Annotated in this window: 16 protein-coding genes; 7 read left to right on the plus strand and 9 right to left on the minus strand. The window is 45.6% G+C overall.

The annotated features are described in order from the left end of the window. Positions 1-4 precede the first annotated feature (4 nt). From RHEIN_RS09530 to RHEIN_RS09540, 3 genes are read right to left on the minus strand one after another with little or no spacing between them, the layout of a single operon-like run. Positions 5-1,507, minus strand: a complete 1,503-nt coding sequence (locus tag RHEIN_RS09530; protein WP_008898765.1) for a sodium:solute symporter family protein — start codon at positions 1,505-1,507, stop codon at positions 5-7. 1 nt (position 1,508) lies between these two features. Beyond that, a complete protein-coding gene (locus RHEIN_RS09535; protein ID WP_008898766.1) occupies positions 1,509-1,901 on the minus strand; it encodes a RidA family protein in 393 nt (130 codons plus the stop codon). Between the two features lie 30 nt (positions 1,902-1,931). After that, positions 1,932-2,795, minus strand: a complete 864-nt coding sequence (locus RHEIN_RS09540) for a MurR/RpiR family transcriptional regulator (protein ID WP_008898767.1) — start codon at positions 2,793-2,795, stop codon at positions 1,932-1,934. Between the two features lie 203 nt (positions 2,796-2,998). Here RHEIN_RS09540 and RHEIN_RS09545 point away from each other — a divergent pair, with 203 nt between their 5' ends. Next, positions 2,999-4,222 carry an amino acid deaminase gene (locus tag RHEIN_RS09545; RefSeq protein ID WP_008898768.1) on the plus strand — a complete coding sequence of 408 codons (1,224 nt, stop codon included), beginning with the start codon at positions 2,999-3,001 and terminating at the stop codon, positions 4,220-4,222. A 49-nt stretch (positions 4,223-4,271) separates the two neighbouring features. Here RHEIN_RS09545 and RHEIN_RS09550 read toward each other — a convergent pair whose 3' ends face one another. Then, positions 4,272-6,569: an acyl-CoA dehydrogenase gene (locus RHEIN_RS09550; RefSeq protein WP_008898769.1), complete on the minus strand. Its 2,298-nt coding sequence runs from the start codon at positions 6,567-6,569 to the stop codon at positions 4,272-4,274. 22 nt (positions 6,570-6,591) lie between these two features. Next, the gene (locus RHEIN_RS09555; RefSeq protein ID WP_008898770.1) at positions 6,592-7,245 is read right to left on the minus strand and encodes a TetR/AcrR family transcriptional regulator; all 654 of its coding nucleotides are present in this window, start codon (positions 7,243-7,245) and stop codon (positions 6,592-6,594) included. A 565-nt stretch (positions 7,246-7,810) separates the two neighbouring features. On the opposite strand from RHEIN_RS09555, the gene RHEIN_RS09560 reads away from it, so the two are divergent. Beyond that, a complete protein-coding gene (locus RHEIN_RS09560; RefSeq protein ID WP_008898771.1) occupies positions 7,811-10,408 on the plus strand; it encodes a TonB-dependent receptor plug domain-containing protein in 2,598 nt (865 codons plus the stop codon). Positions 10,409-10,603: 195 nt separating this feature from the next. Further along, positions 10,604-12,454: an FTR1 family protein gene (locus tag RHEIN_RS09565; protein ID WP_008898772.1), complete on the plus strand. Its 1,851-nt coding sequence runs from the start codon at positions 10,604-10,606 to the stop codon at positions 12,452-12,454. A gap of 55 nt (positions 12,455-12,509) precedes the next feature. Here the strand turns inward: RHEIN_RS09565 and RHEIN_RS21140 are convergent, their stop codons facing one another. Then, the gene (locus RHEIN_RS21140; protein WP_008898773.1) at positions 12,510-14,159 is read right to left on the minus strand and encodes an amidohydrolase family protein; all 1,650 of its coding nucleotides are present in this window, start codon (positions 14,157-14,159) and stop codon (positions 12,510-12,512) included. Between the two features lie 198 nt (positions 14,160-14,357). Continuing rightward, on the minus strand, positions 14,358-15,359 hold the full coding sequence (gene ahr / locus RHEIN_RS09575) for an NADPH-dependent aldehyde reductase Ahr (RefSeq protein ID WP_008898774.1): 1,002 nt from the start codon (positions 15,357-15,359) through the stop codon (positions 14,358-14,360). Positions 15,360-15,610: 251 nt separating this feature from the next. Here ahr and rimO point away from each other — a divergent pair, with 251 nt between their 5' ends. The 4 genes from rimO to gmtX all read left to right on the plus strand — a co-directional run bounded on the left by rimO (position 15,611) and on the right by gmtX (position 21,978). Next, complete coding sequence (rimO, locus tag RHEIN_RS09580) at positions 15,611-17,011, plus strand: 30S ribosomal protein S12 methylthiotransferase RimO (RefSeq protein WP_008898775.1); 1,401 nt, start codon at positions 15,611-15,613, stop codon at positions 17,009-17,011. A 181-nt stretch (positions 17,012-17,192) separates the two neighbouring features. After that, positions 17,193-18,650, plus strand: a complete 1,458-nt coding sequence (gene gmtY / locus RHEIN_RS09585) for a gamma-mobile-trio recombinase GmtY (RefSeq protein WP_040554897.1) — start codon at positions 17,193-17,195, stop codon at positions 18,648-18,650. Next, positions 18,650-21,301, plus strand: coding sequence for a gamma-mobile-trio integrase GmtZ (gmtZ, locus tag RHEIN_RS09590; RefSeq protein ID WP_008898777.1), 2,652 nt, complete (start codon positions 18,650-18,652; stop codon positions 21,299-21,301). The genes gmtY and gmtZ overlap by 1 nt, the downstream gene beginning before the upstream one ends. Next, the gene (gmtX, locus tag RHEIN_RS09595) at positions 21,301-21,978 is read left to right on the plus strand and encodes a gamma-mobile-trio protein GmtX (RefSeq protein ID WP_008898778.1); all 678 of its coding nucleotides are present in this window, start codon (positions 21,301-21,303) and stop codon (positions 21,976-21,978) included. The genes gmtZ and gmtX overlap by 1 nt, the downstream gene beginning before the upstream one ends. 221 nt (positions 21,979-22,199) lie before the next feature. Here gmtX and RHEIN_RS09605 read toward each other — a convergent pair whose 3' ends face one another. Continuing rightward, positions 22,200-23,432 carry a hypothetical protein gene (locus RHEIN_RS09605; RefSeq protein WP_008898779.1) on the minus strand — a complete coding sequence of 411 codons (1,233 nt, stop codon included), beginning with the start codon at positions 23,430-23,432 and terminating at the stop codon, positions 22,200-22,202. After that, complete coding sequence (locus tag RHEIN_RS09610; RefSeq protein WP_008898780.1) at positions 23,392-23,934, minus strand: hypothetical protein; 543 nt, start codon at positions 23,932-23,934, stop codon at positions 23,392-23,394. Before RHEIN_RS09610 ends, RHEIN_RS09605 begins: the two co-directional genes overlap by 41 nt. Positions 23,935-24,172 lie beyond the last annotated feature (238 nt).

A 24,172-nucleotide genomic window follows, 5' to 3' on the forward strand; every position in this document is an offset into this window, starting at 1 on the left:
TGACTTAAGATTGCCGGGAAAATGGAGAAGAACTGCTTTTTTCCACAAATTCAGAGCCTGAAAGCTCAGGCAGTCCTTCCCGCTGTCTGGTGATCCTGTCCAAGCCTTGTTGCCTGCTCACTGCTGATGGCTTGCTGAGCAGACTGACAATACAAGCCAGGCTTAAAGACACGGCCATTGCTGGTAAACAAGGATTGCCCCAAAACGCCAACCAGTAAGGGTGATTTAAAATCACAATTGAAGTAAACACAGCACCACACAAAGCGGCTAAAGCGCCTTGCCAGCTCAATCGCAACCAGAAGCGCCCCAGCACCGCAATAACAAAGATGCCAGACATTAAAGTCGCAATCATGCCAGTGATATAACGTATTAAATCATTCGACATCAGCGCCAGCAGCAAGGCCAATACAGACACCATCATCACAGCGATGCGGGAATATAAAATCGCGGACTCCGCTTTTGGCATACGCCCTGTGACCGTCTGATATAAATCACGGATCAATACAGAGACTGCGGCAATAGAGTCAGAGCTGGCCGAGGATAAAGTGGCAGATAAGCCAGCCAGCAGCACCAGCATGGCAAAGACTGCAGGCAAGGTCATCACAGCTACAGTGGTAAAAGCAAACTGATGATTGGTTAAGTCAGGGGCCAGAATTCGGGCTGAAATACCAATCAAAGCTGGCAAAGCAGCAAACAGCAGATATAAAACTCCGGCAAACACAAATGAGCGCCGCACACTTTGTACACTGCGTCCTGAATAAATACGCTGTCGGAATGAAGGTGTGGCCAGCACACCAACGGCCACTACGGCAGCTAACGAAATGGCAGGTAACAGTTCCATTTGTTTCATCTGCCCTTTTTGCTGAGCCGTAATCACACTTTGCCAAACCTGGTTCAGGCCACCAACGGCTTCCAGGGCAAAATAACTCATCAGTAAAAAACCGCTGAACAGCACTATCGCCATCAGGCTGTCAGTCCAGACTACGGCTTTATAGCCACCTATCATTACATAGAAGGTAAAAGCTAAAGCAATTAATAATTTGGCATAGAACATATCAATGCCAGTGGCCCAGGATAAATACAAAGCACCACCAATAATATGAGCGCCCAACCAGCCTAAAGACGCGAGGAAAATCAGTACTGCGCTGCCATTTTTCACCCAGGTATTAGCGCCGACGTAATAACTCAGCTCTTCGCTCATGGTCATAAAACGCATTTGCCGCAACGGCGCAAACCACCAGGCGGTTAATAAAATACCAACAGCACCACCTATGCCATACAGCATGCCACTCCAGCCATGGGTATAAGCAAAACCCACAGCGCCCATACTGGTGCCTGTGCCAATCATGGTAGCCACTGTGGTCCCAAAGGTCAGGCCACCTGATACTTTGCGCCCTGCCAGTAAAAAATCTTCGCTGCTCTGTTGGCGACGGGAGACCAGATAACTGATGCCAATCATGATCAGCAGATATAACGCAAATCCCGCTAAGAAATATCTGCTGTCCATCTTAGCTCCGGTCTTTGCGATAGCAGGTTAAATCCACTTCCACTTTGCAATCGACCACTAAGTCGGTTACTGCACACACCCTGGCTGGTGGCGCGTCAGCAAACACCTGACGGAACACCTGATTAAAGCTGCTGAAATAACGTGCGTCGGTCAGATAGACTTTGACATGCACCACATCAGCCAGCTCATAACCTGCACTGTGCATAATGTCGATGCAGTTTTGGATAGCAAGTTTTGATTGCTCCACTATGCCACCTTCCACCACTTCACCATCACGCATAGGGGTCTGGCCTGACACATACAACCAGCCACCCGCTTCAACCGCTTTGGCAAAAGGTAAGCGCTGGCCTCCTGTGCCTGTGCTTTCGTCAATACCGTATCGCTTAATCGTCATATTTTGTTACTTCCGCTGTTCATCACACTGTTAATCACCCAGAGGCTGACGTTCATCGCCACCACGGCTACTGTCGAGCGACAATTTCACCCGGCGTAATTTATCCCGTGATTTGCGTTTATTCAGCTTGGCCACTTCAGTGGCCAGCACATCAATAATGGCCAGCATGGCGTAACGTGAGGCTGAGGGTTTGTAGATAAAATCGGTTTCAGGAGCCTGCAAGCCCAGTACTATGTCGGCGTTGTTAGCCAAAGCAGAACCCGGTTTGGTAATAGCTATCACCTTGGCGCCGTACTGGCGGGCAATAGCTGCTGAATCAATAATTTCACCTGTGTTGCCTGTCAGTGAAATAGCCACCATCACATCCTGTGGCTCGACCGCAGCTGCCACCATGCGGGTTAATAAACCATCCTGATAACTGCAGACCGGCATACCAAAACGGAATAAACGGTATTGCAACTCTTGTGAACCAATGGACGAGCCACCACCCATACCTATACAAAAAATCATTCTGGCATTTTGTAAATAACTGACCGCCAGTTTAATGTCTGCTTCAACCAGCAATTTACGGCTTAAATCCAGGGTGTTTTTAATAGCTTCGTACACGCCCTGAATACCATCCAGATCCGGAGTCTCTTCGACAAAACGTTGCCCTACAGCTAAAGACTGCGCCAGCTTCACTTTGAGTTGCCGCACATCTTTACAATCCACAGTGCGGGCAAAACGGGTGACTGTGGCCTGGCTGACACCAGCCTGCTCAGATAATTTTGCAATACTCATTTCGGTGGCAGCTTTTACATTGTCGAGGATCAACTGTGCCACCCGCTGCTCCGACTCACTCATCTCAACAAAACGTTCAGAGATCCGCGATAACACATCAATTTCATAACTCATATTTTTATCCCGACCACTTTAATTCAGAGGCTTTTGTTCTGGCGAAACAGTTACTATGTAACGCCACAAAAAGTAACAAAATACCGAACAATGAAGTTACTTTGTACCAAATTAAAATGAAAGTAAATATCAATATGGCGCTATTACAGTAATTTACCCGCAATGCTATAGTGAAAAAATTACATAACTTACAGGTGAATGTTATGAAGTACCAAAGTATCAAGCATAAATCAGCCAGTCCCTTGCCTCAATCAAACGGGCTAAATCTATTGCAACAAGATATATGTCTGCCTGCTGCAGTGCTGAAACAGCAAGCCATCCAACACAACCTGAACTGGATGCAAAGCTTTGCTAATCAAAGCCAAGTGCTGCTGGCGCCTCATGGTAAAACCAGCATGACGCCCTGGTTATTTCAGCAACAACTTGCAGCAGGTGCATGGGGCTTAACAGTAGCGACAGCCTATCAGGCGCAAATTGCTGCCGATGCAGGAGCCAGTCATATTATTCTTGCCAATCAATTGGTGGGTAAAGCCAATATGGCGGTAGTAGCAAAGCTGCTGCAGCAAGGGACTGAGCTCTTTGTCTGTGTCGACCATCCGGCTCAGGTACAAGCGCTGTCGGATTTTTTCCAGCCGCTGCAGTTGGATTTAGCACTGCTGATCGAGCTTGGTGTACAAGGTGGCCGTTGTGGTTGCCGCACAGAAAAAGACGTGATGGCTTTGGCGCATCAGATCAACACCTTACCTGCAGTTCAACTGGCAGGAATTGAGTTTTATGAAGGCGTCATTAAAGGGCCTGAACCTGAACAGGCGGTCCGGCACTTGGTCAGACAAGCAGCACAGCTGATGCACCACTTTATAAAACACCAGTTGCTGCAACATGCCACGCAACTCGTCAGCGGCGCAGGTTCAGTCTGGTATGACGTAGTGGCCGAAGAGCTAAAAGCAGCAGCTTTGCCGGAGCAGGTCAAACTGGTGTTAAGGCCAGGTTGTTACATCAGTCACGACCAGGGGATTTATCAGCAAGCGCAAAAGCAGGTACTGGCACGCAGCAGTCTTGCTTGTTCGCTTGGAGAGGATTTACACAATGCGCTGGAACTGGCGGTTTATGTAAAGTCTCTGCCAGAACCTGGCCTTGCAGTCCTGGGTTTTGGCAAAAGAGACGCGGCTTTTGATGCGGGTTTGCCTCAAGCCGTAGCTTTGTATCGGGACGGAGCTTTAATTACAACATCATTGCAAAACTGCGAAACTATCAAAGTGATGGACCAACATGCGTTCTGGCGCTATGACGAAACAGTTCAACCACAGATTGGCGATATAGTGCTTCTGAGCACGTCACATCCTTGCTTAACTTTTGATAAGTGGCGAACTTTGTGGTTGGTCGACGAGAACTATAACTTGCTGGAAGAGGTGGATACGTTTTTTTAATACAAAAAAGCCAGTCATTTACGACTGGCTTTTTATCTAAAGCTACAGCTTATAAAGAGTGTTTGGACAACACACCTGGCTTGAAGCTGTCGACACTGATAGAACTGAAACGTAATTCGTTCATGCGAACCAGTTGCTTAGCTTCATCTGCAGTAATCACATTGATCTCCAAGGCTTTAGCAATCAGCTGCTCCATTGGAATTTTACGTGGTACTGTGCCTTGTTTTTGTGCGGCGTAAATCTTCTTCATGACTGGCTGAGCCTGATGCACAGCAATAAAGGCAGATTCCATTAAACCTGTTGGGTCGTCATCGCCTTCACCAATAAAACACAAGTGAGTTAAACGGTCACGAATAACACCAGGTTTTAACAGCGCATCAGAAATGTCCTGAGTCACCGCATCGGCTGGCATTTTGTAACCAATACCAAAAGGGAATACCAGAGTTTTTAATAAACGGGCAACCACAGCACTTGGGAAGTTCTGGAAGAAACCTGAAAAAGCTTTGCCAATTTCAAACAGGTTACGTTCGATGGAGTAACGTACAAAAGGTAAGTCTGCCACCTGACGGCCATTGTCTTCATAAAACTTAAGTACAGCAGAGGCGATATACAAGTGGCTTAACACGTCGCCTAAACGGGCCGACAGCATTTCTTTACGTTTTAAATCACCACCTAACATCAGCATGGAAAAATCAGCACTTAAGGCCAAAGCACGGCTCATACGGCTTAACTGTTTGTAATATTTAGCTGTTTCGCCAGAGACAGGGCTGGAGTTAAAGCAACCCAGCGTTACACCCTGCCACAAGGCACCAAAAGTATTACCTAAGGCAAAACCAATATGCTTGATCAGCAGGCTGTCGAATTGCTGTAAACCTTCTTCCGCATTTGGATTCGCTGCAGCTTCTAACTCCTGCAATACATAGGGGTGACAACGGGTTGCACCCTGACCAAAAATCATCAGGTTACGGGTTAAGATATTGGCACCTTCTACAGTGATAGAAATAGGAATACCCATATAACCGTGCGCCAGATAGTTTTTTGGACCGACCTGAATAGCGCGGCCTGAGTGAATATCAAAAGCGTCGTTTAACAAAGTACGGGACATTTCCGTCATATGGTACTTAGCAATAGCCGTCACTACTGAAGGACTCAGGTTTAAGTCGATAGCACCGGCAGTCATCACCCGCATCGCTTCTAAGCTGTAGGTATAAGCACCAATACGGCCTAAACTTTCCTGCACACCTTCAAACTTGCCAATGGCCATACCAAACTGCTGACGCACATAAGAATAAGCACCTGTCATACGGGTGGCTAAATGGCCTGTGGCTGTCGCCAGAGCAGGCAGGGAAATACCACGGCCTGCTGACAAACATTCCACCAGCATACGCCAGCCGCGGCCTGCGTAATCCGGGCCACCTATGATCCAGTCGATAGGAATAAATACGTCTTTACCGTAAGTCGTACCATTCATAAAGGCCATATTCATTGGAAAATGACGGTCACCAATTTCAACACCTTCATGGCTGGTTGGGATCAAAGCACAAGTGATACCCAATTCAGTTTTTGCGCCTAACAGGTTTTCAGGGTCATACAGCTTAAAGGCGAGACCTAATACAGTCGCCACTGGTGCCAGCGTGATATAACGCTTATCCCAGTTCAGGCGGATACCTAATACTTCCTGACCTTCAAACTGGCCTTTACAAATCACGCCTGTATCCGGAATACCACCTGCATCAGAACCAGCTTCCGGGCCTGTTAAAGCAAAACAAGGCACTTCTTTACCAGCAGCTAAGCCTGGCAACCAACGGTCTTTTTGCTCTTGGGTACCGTAGTGCATTAAAAGCTCACCCGGCCCTAAAGAGTTGGGCACCATCACGGTCACTGCAGCAGTTAAGCTGCGGGTGGCAATGCGGGACACAATAGTTGAGTTAGCAATAGCTGAGAACTCGCGGCCACCGTAGCTTTTTGGAATAATCATCGCAAAAAAGCCGTTGTCCTTGATGTATTGCCATACTTCAGGCGGTAAATCACGTTGTTCCTGCACAATTTTGTAGTCATCCAGCATCTTCAGCAAGGTGTCTACTTCATTGTCCATAAAGGCTTGCTCTTCTGCAGACAATTGTGCTTTTGGAATAGCGTGCAGCTTTTTCCAGTCTGGTTTACCCTGGAATAAGTCACCATCCCACCATACATCGCCCGCTTCCATCGCTTCGCGTTCAGTGTCAGACAGTGGCGGTAAAATTTTCTTAAAAATACCAAACACAGGTTTGGTAATAAGGTTACGTCGAATGTCAGCTACACCGAGCACAACAATCAACACCACCAGCAGCAGGATCAAAATTGACATATAAAGGTCCTTTCCAAAAAGATTAGTGAGTTTGACCGGATAAAGTTAAAGGTGACGCAATACCAGCGGCTAAATAAGGGATCAGCCTGTGGATCACGCCTTCTATTTCTACATTTTCATTAAAATCTGCCGCTGCAATCTCCTGTAAAGCCTGATTGGATGCCATGGTAAACACCACAGTGCCGAGGGAAAAATGCAAACGCCAGAAGATTTCACTGGCTGGTAAATCAGGGCAAGCCTGCTGCACCAGCAACACAAATTTATCCAGAGTACGGCCATAATGATGATTAAAAAACCAGCGCAAGTGGCCCTGTACATCGGTATAACCCCGGCCTAGCAATTGCAGAAACATGCGGGTGCCGTGATGCTGAACTTTATTTAATTCCAGCAAAGGTTTGATAAACACCGACAGCACTGCTGTTAAATCATTTTGTTTCTGACAGGCCAGTAACTGGCTGAACTCCTGATCCAATCGTGGCATTAACACCGATAAATAGCGTTGCAATACCGACTGGATCAGCTCTTTCTTTGAACCAAAATGATAGTTTACAGCCGCCAGATTCACTTGTGCCATACCGGTAATTTGCCGAAGTGAGGTATCAGCAAAACCGGTAGAAGCAAAAAGCTGCTCAGCGGCATCCAGAATTTTGTCCTGAGTTGTTGTTTTATTAACCATAGCCCTGACTAAATTAAAACACTTGTTTGAAATGTACGTTTGAAAAAAAACACTGTCAAGCAAGCAAGAGATAAAAAGGCCAATCTGGTCAGATGAGCGGCAAAGATCACCTAAAATTTACAAGAGTCCAACATATTAACCGCAAATTTAGCCCCTTAAAGGTGCAAAAACTGTTGCTTACAGATTGGTTAAAAAAAGCGCTTGACATCAATGACGGGATCAGACAATTTTGAGGCATCCAAAAGCCACTCAATCAATAGGAGAGTAAAATGCAACGTTGTGCTGCTAACCCAAACAGCTACTACTGCTCTACCTATTACCTTTCCGAGTGGTTCAATAATTAGAACAACTTCTGCCATAGCCAGAAGTGTGTTCGTTTGGCCCCTGTTTTACAGCCATCACTAACACCCTACTTACTTGCATGCTGACAGTATTTTTCAGGCCTTGATCCGTCTGTTTTTTGCTGTCGCTGCCTTATTTGCTGCGCTTCTTGCTCTGGCACGCCCTTTTTTTATTCGAAAAAAACAGATTGCCAAAAGGCAACATCAACACCAGAGGAAGCAAAATGTCACAACATAAAAAAATGAAGCTCAGTAAAATTGGATTAGCAACCTTGTGTGCGCTGTTTGGCGTATCACAAGGCTATGCACAACAGGCTGAAGCAACAGAGCAAAATAACGAAGCAAACATAGAAAAAATTGAAGTTACAGGTTCACGTCTTAAAGGTGTGGACATGGAAGGCGCCAACCCGCTGCAAATATTCAGCCGGGATGATTTAGCAAGAAAAGGCTATGATAGTGTCAGCGCCTTTTTACGGGATTTACCTCAAGCCTCAAGCGCTGGTACCTTCACTGAAAACGGTGGTGTTGCAGGCAATGACGGCACACCGGCAGGCGCAGCAGGTGTCAGTTTACGGGGTTTAGGTTCAAGCTCCACTCTGGTTCTGGTGAACGGCCGTCGTGTCGCAGTAGATTCATTCACCAATGGTTTTGACTCTTTTGTCAACGTCAATGCCATTCCAATGTCAGCACTGGAGCGGGTTGAAATTCTGACTGACGGCGCTTCATCCGTCTATGGCTCAGACGCTATAGCTGGTGTGATTAACTTTATTCTGCGTAAAGACTACGAAGGTCAGGAACTTACTGCCTCTTACGGTGATGACACGGCAAGCAGCGATTTCCGTAAATACAACCTGACCTATACAGGTGGTTTCAGCACCGCCAACAGCAATACCACAGTGGTGATCGACTACTTTGATAAGGACGCACTGTTTAACTCAGACCGCCCTATCGACGTCACTTTTAAGTCCAATACCCGCGTCACCATAGACGGCAACGATTACGCCGAGCCTTGGTGTGGCACTGCGACCAGCAACGGCGGTACGCGTTGTTCGTACGACTATGTCAACGAGCGCGCTATCCAGCCGGACAGTAAAACAATAGGTGCAACGCTGAATCATATCTATCGCCTTAGCAATGACCGCGAGTTTTTTGCTGAAGCTATGCTGCAACAAAATACAGGTTCAGCCTACGATTCAGCCGCAGCTTTTGATGTGCGTGTAGCAGGAAACTCAGCTTTTGTACCTCAATGGGCCGCAGATCTTGATGCAGAAGATGGCGAAATCAATCAAATCCGGATTCGTTCGCGTTTTCCAGAGCGCCGTATTCAGGACTATGACAGCCAAAGCTACAGATTATTGGCAGGCTTACGTGGTGAACTGGGCGACTGGTCATGGGAAACGGCAGCAAGCTACGGCAAAACAGACAATGAAATTACGCATGTCCAGGGTTATATGGGCAGAGACAAAGTTGCTGACGCCCTGGCTAACGGTAGCTTCAACCCTTTTAACCTCGGCCGAGACAACTCAGCCTCTGTGATTGCAGGATTACGTGAAATTGCACCACGTATCGGTGAGTCAGATGTTTATTCCGTAGACTTCAACTTCTCGGGCATGTTGTTTGACGATATCAGCGCAGTATTTGGTGGTGAATTCCGTGGTGAAGAAATTTCCGACAACCCGGCTGAAGTGGCGCAAAGCGGTGGCATTTTTGCGTTAGGTGCCAGTGATGCAGCAGCAGATCGCACTCAATATGCACTTTACAGCGAGTTTAATATCCCGCTGACTGAGAAACTGGATGCTATTGCAGCTTTACGTTACGACCATTACAGCGATTTTGGTGGTGCCGTCAATCCGAAGCTGTCATTACGTTACCGTGCTACTGAAGATTTAATCTTACGCAGCTCCTGGAGTACAGGCTTCCGTGCACCTTCTTTGTCACAATTAGGCGCTGGTACTTCGTTAACAGCCAACTATATCGACTGTGGTTCTGGTCAGCCATTTGATGCACTCTGCGGTGATTTTGGTACTACCACAGGTGAACTGGAATTTGATCAGGAAACCTTAGGTAATAAAAATCTGGATGCAGAAAGTTCAGAAGCCATCAATATTGGCGCTTCCTGGAACCTGACCGATGACTTGCAGTTCACTATCGATTACTGGCATTACAGCCATGAAGATATTGTTGATGTAGACGCTAACACGACGTTACGCGCCTGTATCGCAGGTTCTGCACCTGTGGTTGATGACGAGGCCGATCTGAACGGTGAATTTGGTTGTGTGATTGATGCAGGTAACGACTTAACCTTCTTACGCACAGGCTTCTTTAACGTAGGCAGCCAGGAAACGGACGGGGTCGACTTTAAACTGAACTACAAATTGGCCACCAGCAATGCAGGTGATTTTAAGTTCACTGTCGCTGGTACCCGCACTTTATCTTATGAGCGTCAAATCACTGCAGATAGTCCGGCTGAAGATTTGTTAGGCAAACTCAGTGGTGCAGCTGAAATCGCCCGCCCTGAATTTGTCGCAGATGCCGGCACTGAATGGCGCTTAGAGAACTGGAATGCCAGCATTGGCGCGCATTACATCAGTTCCTTAGGTGATGGTGACTTTAAGTTTGACAATGAAACTGTCGACTCATGGCTGACTTATAACGCCAGTCTGGGCTATGACATTACAGATAATCAGAGCGTTTTACTGAGTATCCGTAACCTGACAGACAAAGAGCCACCTTATGCCTCATCGCCCACTAATGGTTACGCCAGCTCAGTACACGACTGGTTAGGCCGTCACTGGACTTTGCGTTATTCAGTGAAATTCTAAGTTTTCTTCTACCTGGATGGAGTTAAGGGCCTGCGCTTATGCAGTGCCCTGTTTTTTTCCGGTTATTTCTGACAGCAAGCTTCGGCTTGCTGCTTCCTGCCGCAAACTTTGCACTGTATAACGGAAGATCCTGTGCCACTCTATCCACCAGCATTATAATGAGAACTATTCTTGTTAAATGATTTAAGTAGATAAATGATGGGCTTTCGTGTTGTTGTTTCTTTGGTCAGCCTGCTGGCCTTGCCTGCTGTTGCTTCAGATAAATTAATCCAATACATCGAATATATAGGGGCTGATTACAGTGCTGCTGTAGTGGATGGCACTATTGTAAGCGCCGCTGAATATGCCGAAATGCAGGAGTTTTCGTCGCTGATTGCCGAAGAAGTCACCACAGCACCCACAGCCTTACAACAGCAATCCGCTCAGTTAAAACAGCTGATTGCTGACAAAGCAGACGAGCAGGATATTCAGGCCTTAACTGCAGCTATGCGACAAAATGTCATTTCAGCTATGCCTTCCATTCCAGTGCCCAAACAAAGTCCGGATCTCAAACGAGGTGAAGCTTTATTTGCTGCCAATTGCGCGGCTTGTCATGGCGCTACAGCTAAAGGTGATGGCCCGGCTGGCGCACAACTGGACCCAGCCCCCACCAATTTCCATGAAGTGGAACGTTATCAGGCCCGTAGTGTTTATGGTTTATTTAATACTATCAGCTTAGGTGTGGCGGATACGGGCATGGCTTCTTTTGCTTTTTTAGATGAACAAAGCCGCTGGGATCTGGCGTTTTATGTCGGTCATATTGCCAGTAAAGAGCTGAATACCAGCACAGTGCCGGATGCACTGATTGAAAGCTCAGCGGTAAAAGACTTATTAACCGCGACACCTAAAGATGTGATTCAGCTTTACCCTGACTTTGGTGAAGCCCTGATGAGTGAGTTTCGCAGTCACCCGGAGCGTTTTTTCCAGGCCAAAAGTAAAAATCCACTAGTGATAGCGCAGCAAAAATTACAACTCTCGGCTGATTTATTCAGCCAAAACCCACAAGCTGCTTACGATCAGGCCGTATCAGCTTATCTGGATGGTTTTGAACTGGTAGAAAACCCTTTAGGCACAATCAACGCCCCACTTCGCGACCAAATTGAACACAGCATGATGGGGCTACGTCAGTTACTGAAAGACCCGAAACAAAAAGCTGCGGTTGCACCTCGTATCGCTGAAATCCAAATACTATTAAAGCAAGCTCAGGCTGAACTGTCAGACACTCAATTAAGTGGCATGAATGTGTTTTTAGCCGCACTATTAATTTTATTACGTGAAGGTTTAGAGGCCTTATTAGTCGTGGCCGCTATTTATAGCGTTGCGGTAAAAACCGACAAAGCAGCGCTGCGTCAGACTGTACATATTGGCTGGATCAGCGCTTTGGTTTTAGGGGCTGCCACCTGGTTTATTGCAAGCTATGTCATTGATATATCGGGTGCGTCCCGTGAACTGACTGAAGGCTACACAGCACTGATTGCAGCCGTTATTCTGTTTTATATGGGCTTTTGGATGCACAGTAAAACCAGCGCCAAAGAGTGGAGCCACTTTATTCAGAGCACAGTACAAAACGCAGTGTCAGGCGGTGCTTATTTTGGTTTAGGTCTGGTGGTGTTTTTAGCGGTATACCGTGAAGCCTTTGAAACTATCCTGTTTTATCAGGCCTTATGGTTACAGGGCGGCGAACAGGCAGAGCAAAGTTTTATCGCTGGTATAGCTTCGGCTCTGGTGTTGTTAGCTATTGTAGCTGTGGCTATGTTTAAATTCGCACTGAAGTTGCCTCTGAAAACCTTCTTTGGCAGCACAGCGCTGCTGATGCTGGTTCTGGCTATAGTGATGGCGGGCAAAGGCATAGCAGCACTTCAGGAAGCTGGTACTTTAGCTGTGAGCCAGTTGAACCTGCCTACCATCAGTTGGTTAGGCTTTTACCCTAATACTCAGGGTGTGTTGGTACAAACGGCCCTGCTGCTGATCGCTTTGGTGTATCTGGTTCGCAGTCGTAAAGGTTAAGTTTGATCACTGAATGTAAAAAAGCCGCTTCATGAAGCGGCTTTTCTGATGAATCTTACAAAGAATACTGCGCCATACATTCCACTTCCACTTTAGCACCCAGCGCCAGACCGCTGGAGGCAAAAGCGCTTCTGGCTGGCAAAGGAGTTTTCATATACTGAAGATAGACAGTGTTGGCCGCTGGCCAGTCTTTAATATCTGCCAGCATTAAAGTGCATTTAAACACCGCATCAAAACCGAGTTTATGCTCTTGTAACACAGAACCAATATTCTGCATTGTTTGTTGCATCTGGCTTTCGATACTGGTTCCATTGAGCACCATAGTGCCGGGGAAATTGCCCAACTGCCCGGACAGATACAAAACGCCGTTCACGGCGCGCGCATTGCTGAACGGCAAGCGACTATCATCGCCTCTGTATACAAAACGGCCATTTTTAATCACATGAGCTATCTGACGACTATTGCTGATGGCATCCGCAGGGTTCGCCGACAGGATCATTAAGTTCGCTTTTTTCCCTGGTTCGATGCTGCCCACCTGCTCCGCTATACCTATGGCTTCTGCACCATGTAAAGTCGCAGCCTGAATAGCTTGCAGTGGCGTTAGTCCGGCTTGTTCAACCAATAACTGCATTTCCTGGTGCACCATAGGGTAATCCAGCCCTGCTTTATCACTTAGAAAATCTGTGCCTGCAACAATTTTAATACCATGCTGATGCGCTAACTTTGTGAATAATAGTCCATGCTGGTAGATGGTGGCAGCGTTAAGATTGCGTTGTTGCAGTTGATGAAAAATAGTTAAAGTGGCATCCAGCATGGTGCCCTGTTGCTTCATTTGTGTCAGTAAGCTTTGATAACTGGCAGGCTCAAAAGACGCCTTTTTAACCTCTGCGGACACAGGTAAGTCTTTGCGCCGCCAGTTTTCGTAAGAGGAAATAACAGTAGCGGCTAAATCAGGCGCATGAGAAATCACTTCTACCCCGGCTTGCACTGCATCATCAGGTTTAGCAGGCCCAACATAAGCATGAGCCCATACTTTTACGCCATGTTTTTTCGCCGCAGCCGAAAGTTTTGGCATCAGATCCGCAGGTACTTTGGCATAAATTTTAATACCTGTTGCGCCAGTCCCTAAGGTACGTAACATCAAGGCATCAAAGTCTGTCTGAGCATTCACCGAACGCATCCAGTCGGTATCCCCAGGGGTTTTGCCCCTGGCAGAAGCTACAGTTCTGGGATCGCTGAAAAATTCTTGCCCACCAATAATGACCGAATAATAAATATCAGGCGACTGAATTAAATCCAGCTCAGCCTGACGCTTTAAGCCTGTCAGCACCCGTACATCACCGCCCATATCCCGAACTGAAGTCACGCCACCTCTTAACAAGGCACTCAAGCGTTTTTGTGTGGCCGAAGCGTTATCGCCGCCTTCTGGTTCAGTGGCATGATGCACATGAGCATCGATCAGTCCTGGCAACAGATACAAACCTTTCATATCCAGCACTGTACCGTCAGCCGGACGTTTTTTACTGCCGGTTGCATACACAGCGCTGATGCTGTCTCCATCCAGTACCACAGTCTGACCCGGCTTGAGCTGTAAATTTTTTACATCCACCAGTGTGATATTTTCTAACAACACAGGCTGCGCACAGACAACAAAACTAAACAGGCTAAACAGCAGTGCAACAGGACGGGAACATGGAGTGCGCATATTTTTCTCTTTATTGTTATTTTTATGATGTGCTTAACTCTGGTTATACCTAAACTGCCCCAAAGCAACCAGTCACAGCAGTAAAACCTGACGCTAAAATTCCGCCTTTGAACGCATTTGTTACGGAATGCACTCTGGAGAAAGCCCAGAGGCAAATAAAAAGGCTGCTAAGAAGGCAGCCTTGATGCAAAAACTGATTTATCTCTCCAGCACTATACGGTAACGGGCTTTGCCACTTTCCAAATGCGCTATGGCCTCGTTGATTTGATCAAACTTAAAAGTCTCAACAACTGGCTTAATGTCATGTTGCACGGCAAAATCCAGCATTTTCTTAATGGTTGCAGGGCTGCCAACAGGTGAACCTGAGACAGAACGCTGCGCCATAATCAGACTAAATACGTTCAGATCCAAGGGTTCCAAAGTGGCTCCAACAAAATGCAGACGGCCTTTAGGCTTAAGAGTGGACAGGTACAAATTCCAGTCCAGTTTTACATTGACCGTCGTTAAAATAAAATCAAAACGCCCGGCAGCTGCAGCTATGTCATCGGCATCTCTGGAATTAATGCAGTGATGTGCGCCTAATTCTTTGGCTTCGGCGGTTTTGCTTTCGCTGGAGGTAAAAGCTGTGACTTCACAACCAAAAGCCCGTAAAAACTGCAACGCTATATGGCCTAAACCACCTATGCCTATCACAGCCACTTTGTCGGTCGCTTTGACATCAAACTGCAGCATAGGGTTAAACACCGTAATACCACCACAAAACAAAGGGCCAGCAGTTTTTGCATCCATACCTTCAGGCAAAGCCACCACACTGGCTGCATTAGCCCGTACTTTGTCAGCAAAACCACCGTGGCGACCGACAATAGTGCCTTGGGCCGAAGCACATAAATTATGATCGCCGCTGCCACAACTGCTGCACACCTGACAATACCCCGAATGCCAGCCCAGCCCTACCACCTGCCCGGCTTTTAAATGACTGACATCGGCACCTACAGCGGCAATACGGCCAACAACTTCGTGGCCAGCCACTAAGGGATAAGACGACATGCCCCATTCGTTATTGATCATGGATAAATCAGAGTGGCAAATACCACAATAATCCACATCAATTTCAACATCCTGTCGCCCTAAAGAGCCCGGATCGAACTCAATCACAGATAAAGGCGAGTGAGGTTTTAATGCTGCATAAGCTTTGATCATAGGAATTCCTGTAAAAAAGAAAGATGAAGTGAAACAGCTACGCCAAGAGTATTGGTCAGGATCAACAAAGTTACAGTGCAGTTGACCGCATAAGGCCATCTGTTTAATCACTTTCTGCAGATCCTGTTGCTTTAGCCGAAGATAACGCCCTCTTGTTGAGTGTTTTTTATACAGCAAGCACTGTTTCTTCCGGTCGATTCAGGTATAATCCGCGCACTTTTTTTCCGGCCCTTTTACTTTGCAGGATTTACATGACAGTCGAAACCTTTGACCCATCACAAACCACCACACTGGAAACTCCAGTGAAAAGTCTGACAGCACAGGCGCAAGCCAATGGCTCAGGCGCAAAAATCGGGTTTGTAAGTTTAGGTTGCCCAAAAAACCTGGTGGACTCAGAGCGTATTCTGACTCAGTTAAAAACTGAAGGTTATCAAATAGTTCCAAGCTATGACGATGCAGCTTTAGTGATAGTCAATACCTGTGGTTTTATCGACAGCGCGGTGCAGGAATCTTTAGACACCATAGGCGAAGCTTTGGCTGAAAACGGCAAAGTGATAGTCACAGGCTGTTTAGGTGCCCGTGAAGATGAAATCCGTGAAGTACACCCTAATGTATTAGGTATCACAGGCCCTCATGCCTATGAAAACGTACTAAAGCAGGTGCATGAGTTTGTGCCTAAGCCAAAATACGACCCGTTTTTGCAATTGGTGCCGGATCACGGCATTAAATTAACACCTAAACATTACGCCTACTTAAAAATTTCTGAAGGCTGTAACCACCGCTGTACTTTCTGCATTATCCCGTCGATGCGTGGCGACTTAGTCAGCCGTCCAATTGGCGAAGTGCTGGATGAAGCTGGCCGTTTACAAAAAGCCGGCGTCAAAGAGCTGTTGATTATTTCTCAGGACACCAGCGCTTATGGTGTGGATGTAAAACACCGCACTGGTTTCTGGAATGGTCAGCCGGTCAAAACCTCTATGTTGTCTTTATGTGAAGCCTTAGCCGATTTAGGCATTTGGGTTCGCTTGCATTATGTGTATCCGTACCCGCATGTGGATGATGTAATTCCTTTGATGGCGCAAGGTAAGTTATTGCCTTATCTGGATATTCCATTCCAGCATGCCAGCCCGCGTATTCTAAAGCTGATGAAACGCCCTGGTCAGTCTGACCGTGTATTAGAGCGTATCAAAAAATGGCGTGAAATCTGCCCTGAACTGACGATACGTTCTACCTTTATCGTTGGCTTCCCTGGCGAGACAGAAGAAGAGTTCCAGGAATTATTAAACTGGCTGGAAGAAGCTCAGTTAGACCGCGTAGGCTGCTTTAAATACAGCCCGGTCGAAGGCGCTAAAGCCAACGATTTGCCAGATCAAATTGCGGAAGAAGTCAAAGATGAACGGTACCACCGCTTTATGGAAACTCAGCAACGCATCAGCGCCGCTCGTTTACAAGCCAAAATTGGTCGCACTATTAAAGTGCTCATTGACGAAGTAGACGACGAAGGCGCCATTGGCCGCAGCTTCGCTGATGCTCCTGAAATTGACGGTGCTGTGTATTTAAACGGCGAAACGTCATTAAAACCAGGCGATTTGGTGGATGTAGTGATTGAAGAAGCGGACGAATACGACTTATGGGGCAGCTTAGTCGAATAAGTGAGCTGAGTAAGTTGCAGCTATTGTTTCAGTAGATAAAAAAAACGGCCTTCAGTTATATACAGTAACCTAAAGTGTGTATAACGTGTACAAAGGCAGAGAAATCTGCCTTTTTCTTGTCAAATATTTATCTCAGATATACAGTGGTTTCAATGTATGACATGTACAAAGAAAGCATAACTTGGCGTCAGTAAAAGTCAGAGCAACGATCGTAGAAGACAACACAGGCATCAAAAGCCAGCTCCCTATTTTGCTCACAGAGCAAGGAGAGTTGAGTGTAGTAACTGATTACTTGCTTATATTAGAGGCTGACGGTGTGAGTAACTCTGTCATGAATGGTTTTCTTCAAGCTGTTTCCTTGTTGTTGGATTATATGGAAGCAAATAGAGGACTGTTTGAAGATCCGAAGTTGCTCTTTCAGACCTTTTCTAAGCGTTTATATACAGGAACGATTGGCGAGGATGGGATTGACCCTTCTGGTTTGTATTGGGTTCCAAGTTCAACCAGTAACGTCAATAAGCATATTCATCGACTGACGGCATTCACCGATTGGCTGGCAGACAAGCAAGGCACTGCGCCGATGAATCCATTGCGTGATGCTACCCCGCATGAGAAACGATTAAATTACGCCGCATGGTTTCGGAAAAACCAGAATGATTTTCTGGGTCATATCGCAGATAAAACCATCAACAAAACAATCCGTAAGGCGCGAACCATCAAAGGCCGCACGCCGCTCACTAAAACCGAAGATGACGCTATCGCTTTTCCTGAAAAACATTGGGAAGATTTTTATCTGAATGGCATTGGTGGTGCGAAAGATCCGCGAGTGGCACTCAGGGATAAGCTAATACTGCTACTCATGCACGGTGGTGGGTTACGTGAAAGTGAGGCATTAACGCTTTGGGTGACAGATGTATTTGAAGATCCCTATACTGCAGACAACGCTGTTGTTCGAATTTACAACGAAATCAATGGCAAAGCCCCTAATGGTTGGCGCGGCCGTTCTGGTCCCTCCAACAGAGAGGCATATTTAAAAGAGCAGTATGCTCGCATACCACGCCAACGTATGAAAGGCACTGCTTATCTTGGTTGGAAGAACCGAGTAGTTGATCATAAAGATAACTACATACAAGTTCAGTGGTTTCCAACCGACTATAGCAAAGTGTTTATGTCGCTTTGGAAAAATTATCAAAAGTACCGCGCCAGTATCGACTGTCACCATCCTTATGCGTTTATTTCTTTTCATCACAGCGCCATAGGTAAGCCTTACACGATATCCGCTTTCCATGACAACTACGCCAATGGCTTAAAGCGCATAGGCTTAGAGCCGCAAAAAGCGGAAGGTCTAGATCCTCACGGGCATCGACATAATTACGGCAGACGATTAGAGCGTTCAGGGCTGAATCCTTTAGTCATCCGCCGTTGTATGCACCACAAATCACTAGAGTCTCAAGTTCCCTATACGGGCAAAGGACAACAAGAAATCTCTGATGAACTGACCAAAGCCACACTGCAATTGGCAAACCCTGAATCGAAAGCCAAAGCCCTTGACTGGAAAACGCTTGTAGAAGATGGCTTTGATGATATCGACCCACAAGGTTACTTCACTGGCAAGCATCCAAAATTGAGAGGCAAATAATGGCAAAAAAACAAGATGGACGTTCATCAGATTTAACTTTCTCTTGGATGCTCACCACACTTGGAGTCGAGTGGCAGCAATGGCAGGAACTAGCAGCAGAGTGGATGGCGATACAAACTAACGGTATTGATGAAAAACAGCAGGCTTTATCACGTTTTTTTGAATCATATCTTTTTGAATACGCATCTTACGCAGTCGATTTACCGCTATTTTTTAAAGGTTACAAAGGGCATCTTTGCTCTAGCAAAGAGTTAGAGAAAGTTACTCGGATAAAAGTCAATAGCTCCAAAAAAATTCAAAAATGCGTCAATTACTCGACTAGTTTAATTGATTTTGTTATTAAAAAGGCCTTCTCCGAAGAAGATGATCACGACAACCTTGTCCCGCTAGTTCAAAACCCACTAAGTAAAATATCACTACAAGATGGCTTAACCGAGACCGTCCGTATTCCCTTGCCATATCGCTACATTCAGGGCTTGCGCCAAATCTTATGCCCGCTTCCTGATAAAATCGAACTCAACGTCATAGGAAAAGAACTCAAGCAAGGTGAAGCCTTGCTTCCTGCTTATCACTACCGTCATTTTAAACACTGGATGTGGGCTCAGCGGCAGCCAGGGGGCGACTGGTTTTACGTTGAGCCAGAGCTGATTGATAAATCTGACCCTGACTGCGTGTGGCGCACCAAACAAGTGAACCGCAACGTTGACGGCGAAGGGATGAAGAAAATTACCCTTCATCAAATCTGGTCTCCTACGAAAGCGATGGTGATTTTCATGAAACTTCATCTGCCACTTCGCACTTATCAGGTGCGTATGTTGGACTGTGGTGAAGCAGATACATGGCGCTACGAGCAAGGACAGTGGAAGTTTAACGACAAGCATGATTTTGTGCTTGGAAGTGAAAAGCGCCCGTTCAGAAAGGGGGTCTTTCGCCGCATCCACGACACCATGACAGGGCTGTCTTCAACAGGTCTTTACATCAACACTAACAAGACCGCCGACCAAAACAAAGATGAACTAGAGCAGGGATATGTCATTCCTTGGCAGAACGAGGAAGTGCTTTACTGGCTAGAAAAGCTGCGTAACTGGCAAGAAAAGTACAATCCGATTACAAAACCCACCGACTGCACCACACTGCTTGTAAAGCACATTGGTAAGCAAAAATCCAACAAACAGCTAGAAAACATGGGCGAAATTGCCTTTCTGTTTCGTGATGCTTCAGCAAAAGGCGAAGACAGATATAAGCCAATTTCAGGCAATTCAAACTTAGCGCTTTTCTGGTATCAACTGTTACTTGAATTGGAAAACCAGCTGGCAGAACGAGGTGACACACTGGAGAACGGCGATCGTTTGAAACTGGTTACAGATTATCCAGAAGGTGCAGGACAAAGTGTTAAGGTTGCCACGCTCTTTCCATTACATAGCTTGCGTGTATCGCTGATTACAGCGTACACGATGGATACACAATTGCCACTGCCTGTCATATCTAAACTATTGGCTGGTCATACGCGCCTGTTGATGACGATTTACTACAACAAAATAACACCTTCGGTCATGGCAGAAAAGATGGGCGAAGCACATGATGCGCTAGATGCAAAATCGAAACAATCGGTGCGTAACTTCCTCAAAGATGCCTCGATGGAGCAAATACAATGCAAGATGGTGTATCACAACCAAGACAGCATCGAGTCGGTACTGGTCAATCGCAATCCCATTGGTTGGGAGGAGCGTTCATATGGCTTGTGCTTGGTCGGTGGCAACACAGTGAAATCTGATGAGGTCAGTACCCTTGGTGGGTGCTGGAATGGTGGTGAGTTGATTAGAGACGGAAATGTGGCCCATAATCGCATCTACGACAGCGTGCCACATGGCCCCGAAAACTGCATTCGTTGCCGTTGGTTTATCACCGAAGCTCGCTACCTACCTGCACTCAATGCCCAGTTCAATCAACTGAGCTACAAAGCGCATCAAGCCGCCAATCTATCAGTTGAAATTGAAGGTGAACTGGAAGCCCTGAAAGACGAACAGTTCTTCTGTGAAGAACAAGACGGGCCGTTTATCAAGCAAAATGAATTGCAGGCACTACAGCGCCGTTATGAAAAGCAACAAGTTGAAGCCGATGAATACGCCAAAGACTGGGTAGCCTGCTTTGAACTTATTAACAAAATCATTCGTGTCGAGGAAACAAGGGGTGAAAGCGACACCAAAGATAAGCTGATTGCGGTTGGCTCCGAGAAAGATGTCATTCATGCCTTGAAGTTTGTCGAGACCGATTCGGAATTGCTGCATCTATCCCTTCTTTGTGAAGATGCAGAATTTTATCCCGACTTACAGGACGAATTGCGTAAAACTCCTGCCATTCAAAAACGATCCATACAACTTAGTCGCGTACTAATAAAAAAAGGCTTTGAGCCGATTTTCATGGAGATGGACGATAAGCAACAGCTTATTGCGGCAAACGCCATGATGCGTCAAATGGCAAAAATCGCTGACCCAGATGATAAATTGGAAGGATATCGAAAAGTTGCCAACTACATTGAGGCGGGTGCATACCTTGAAGATAACAACCTGCTTCGTGCTGGCATGACAGCAATCACAGACAAGGCGCTATACCTCGGAAACCTTATTCAACCAGCGCTATTGGAGGACTAATGGATATCAATATCGACGTCATACTGGCTGATTTAAAAGACGGCAAAGTGCCTAGAACTCAGCAAAATCTAGATAAACTCAACGATATCCTAAAAACCTATGCTGAATCAGGTCAGCGCGATTTCTCCATCACGCAAATGGGGCGTGTATCGGCAGCAGAAGGTGGCCCTGGCTATGAAGCGTTACGGGCAACAAGAAACGGCCACTATCGAACCCTAATTGAAGCGTGGGCACAAAAGTGTAAAACCAACACAAAAAAGCCGTTATCGCCAACCTCTCGCTCTAAGTCTGTCCCGCAGGATTACAAGCTCCTGGAGCGTATTCCAGACCCTGCGGTACGCGCTTTGTTTGGTCAAATAATTGCTGAGCGCAATCGTTACCGTAATGAGGTCAACCTACTCAAACAACATGCGAACATCACCATCGATAAGCGTCCTGTACGTCAGTTTGACGCGAGCGCAGAGCCAAGCATTGAATTTTTGCCCTCGTTATCCGGCATATTGACGGAATCCGAGAAGAAAGCATTAGCCTACGCCATTTCTGATGAGTGCATGGAAAAGAATGATTGGCAAACCACACAGGCAGGACAAGTCAAAGATATGGAATATAACGCAGAAGTCTTTCCACGAGGCTTTGTCACAGGACTTCGTAAGGTATTAGGTGAGGTAGACAGCTAATGGCAAGCTGTCAAAAAGAGGCGCAACAAAAGCTCGAAGCATTTGAAGTATGGCAAGCAACCCAGTCTGACGATGACTTTAAGTAAATTATATTTAGAGGCCAGCTAAATCGCATGGAAGTGATAAAAGGTATTAGCTGCGGCAAGTCTGCAATTAACCACAACTCTGCTTTCAGAAAGGCGATCACTACACAACATCATGCAGGGAAAGATATTTACATATTATATAATATTGTAAGCCCTTAACTTGATAGTAGTATCAACAAGGATTACACCTTGTACTTTGTGGTTCTTGTGCTTGTGTTTAACATACGCATTATTAGTGTATTTAGCTTCGAGTTTCGTATTCTCAAGTAAGGTTTGTACGTACTCCTCGTAGCTATTTATTTTCCTGGCTGTGGAGTTTTCAGCACTAAAATAGTTCAATAGTTTCGTTGTATATTCTTCATTAACTTCGTAAAGGCTATTGTTTCGAGTAAGAACAAGATACACTCTGAACGTAGACGAGAGCTCATTAAATACTGATTCTGAGACCTGCAGAACAATTGCTTTGTTTAGCTTATTATCTAATTTAAACTTGTCCATATAGCAGTTCAAAGCTAAGGGATTGTGCGTAAAAGAAATGATTTTGAGAAAGTCATCATCAGATATACCTAAGTCTCGGTAAATCAGATAGGTAACCAACATTCTTAACTTCCAGTATAATTCACTTACGTAATCTGTAGTGAGTTTCTCTATTTCACCATGAGCAGCCCTATCTCTGACTTCCTTAATTGGATGTAGGTCACTATTTGACAGAAATACCTCTGTAACATGCTTACCTATGTGATTTAGGTACTTCTTAACTTTTTGAATAAAGGTCGCATTAGAATTATTAGGGAAGACTTTTCTAAGCACGTCAACGTCTCTTAGATTAGCCAGAATTCCTTTCGAAAAAGTTTTGACCAGATCTTCATCGGCAGCTATCAAGGCTGAGATTTTATGTGTTAGCTCGGTATACTCACCTTGAGCAAGCTTGGTATCAAGGTCCAGTTCCTCTACTTTGTGGCTGCAATACTTGTCGAGAATCGCGGCATAGAGCATGGTTTCATACTCTAAAACGCCATTGAAATTGTATAACGGTATTGTTCGTGACCAGATATTCTCAAATTCAAACGTGTTTCTTTCAAAGTATGACTCACAAATTTTTACGAAGTGTTCTCTCAAGTGTTTGACCAGCATGAAGCTGTTCGGATGTGATAGGTCATGTACAGAAGTGTCTTTTACTGTTGGAATGTATAACGTCCCTCTATTTTCACCATCTGACACTTCGATTTTTGACACTTTAATTGGAAAACCGGTAATCCAAGTGAAAAGGTTTTGCGATTTATAAAGGTAATTTTCTATTTCGTTGAATGTTAGGGCTTTTTCAAATTCAAAAAACCAGAGCAATGGAGCTTGTGAACGTAAAACCATCTTTGGCTGGAGTGTTAGCTAATCGATAGCATTGATGCAATCCAATTTTGATGACTTGGTCTTCTTTCAATACAGTAGCTTCCAATGGTTCTATAGTAACATTTCCAGTCAGGTCGCCATTTTGTTCTAGGCTTCTAGAAATTTCATTGTTGAAATACGCCGCTAGTTCAGGGAACGTGAAATATACTTTTTTTAGCTTGGTTATTTCTGCTTTCCCGGAATATACATATCGAAACAACCTTGATGATTGAGTTTCAGAATTAATAGCACCAGATAAAAGATACTTTGGGGTTAGCTGTTCTGCAAAATCCTCTACCTGAATAGCATCATCATTATGTCCATAAAAATAAAAATGCTTACTGACATGAGATAACAAAGGAATCTGACCGTACTTAATATTAAGTTTACAGTACTCACCTTCTGTAATTCGAACATTTAATTCTAAGTCTTCAGCTAGTAGTAGCTCCAAAATTTCACCAGATATCCAGCCATACACAGGCATATATTACCGAACTTAGTGTCTTTAGCCATCCATTTCCGAGAGTAACTTTAGTGGGCAACGATTTTTGGGTATCACATTGTAAGTTGGAATACGTATTGTTATCTGTACTTGTCTAATTTAGAAAAAGTAGGTCAGCGCAGCCGTCCGCTATGACTTATATAACTGGATGATTCCTGATGCTGGTGGGTCAATGAAAGTACAACGGGTGGTAAGAAGCAATTAATCGTAGTGGTAAATT

It is taken from the genome of Rheinheimera sp. A13L (assembly GCF_000217935.1).
Lineage (GTDB): Bacteria > Pseudomonadota > Gammaproteobacteria > Enterobacterales > Alteromonadaceae > Pararheinheimera.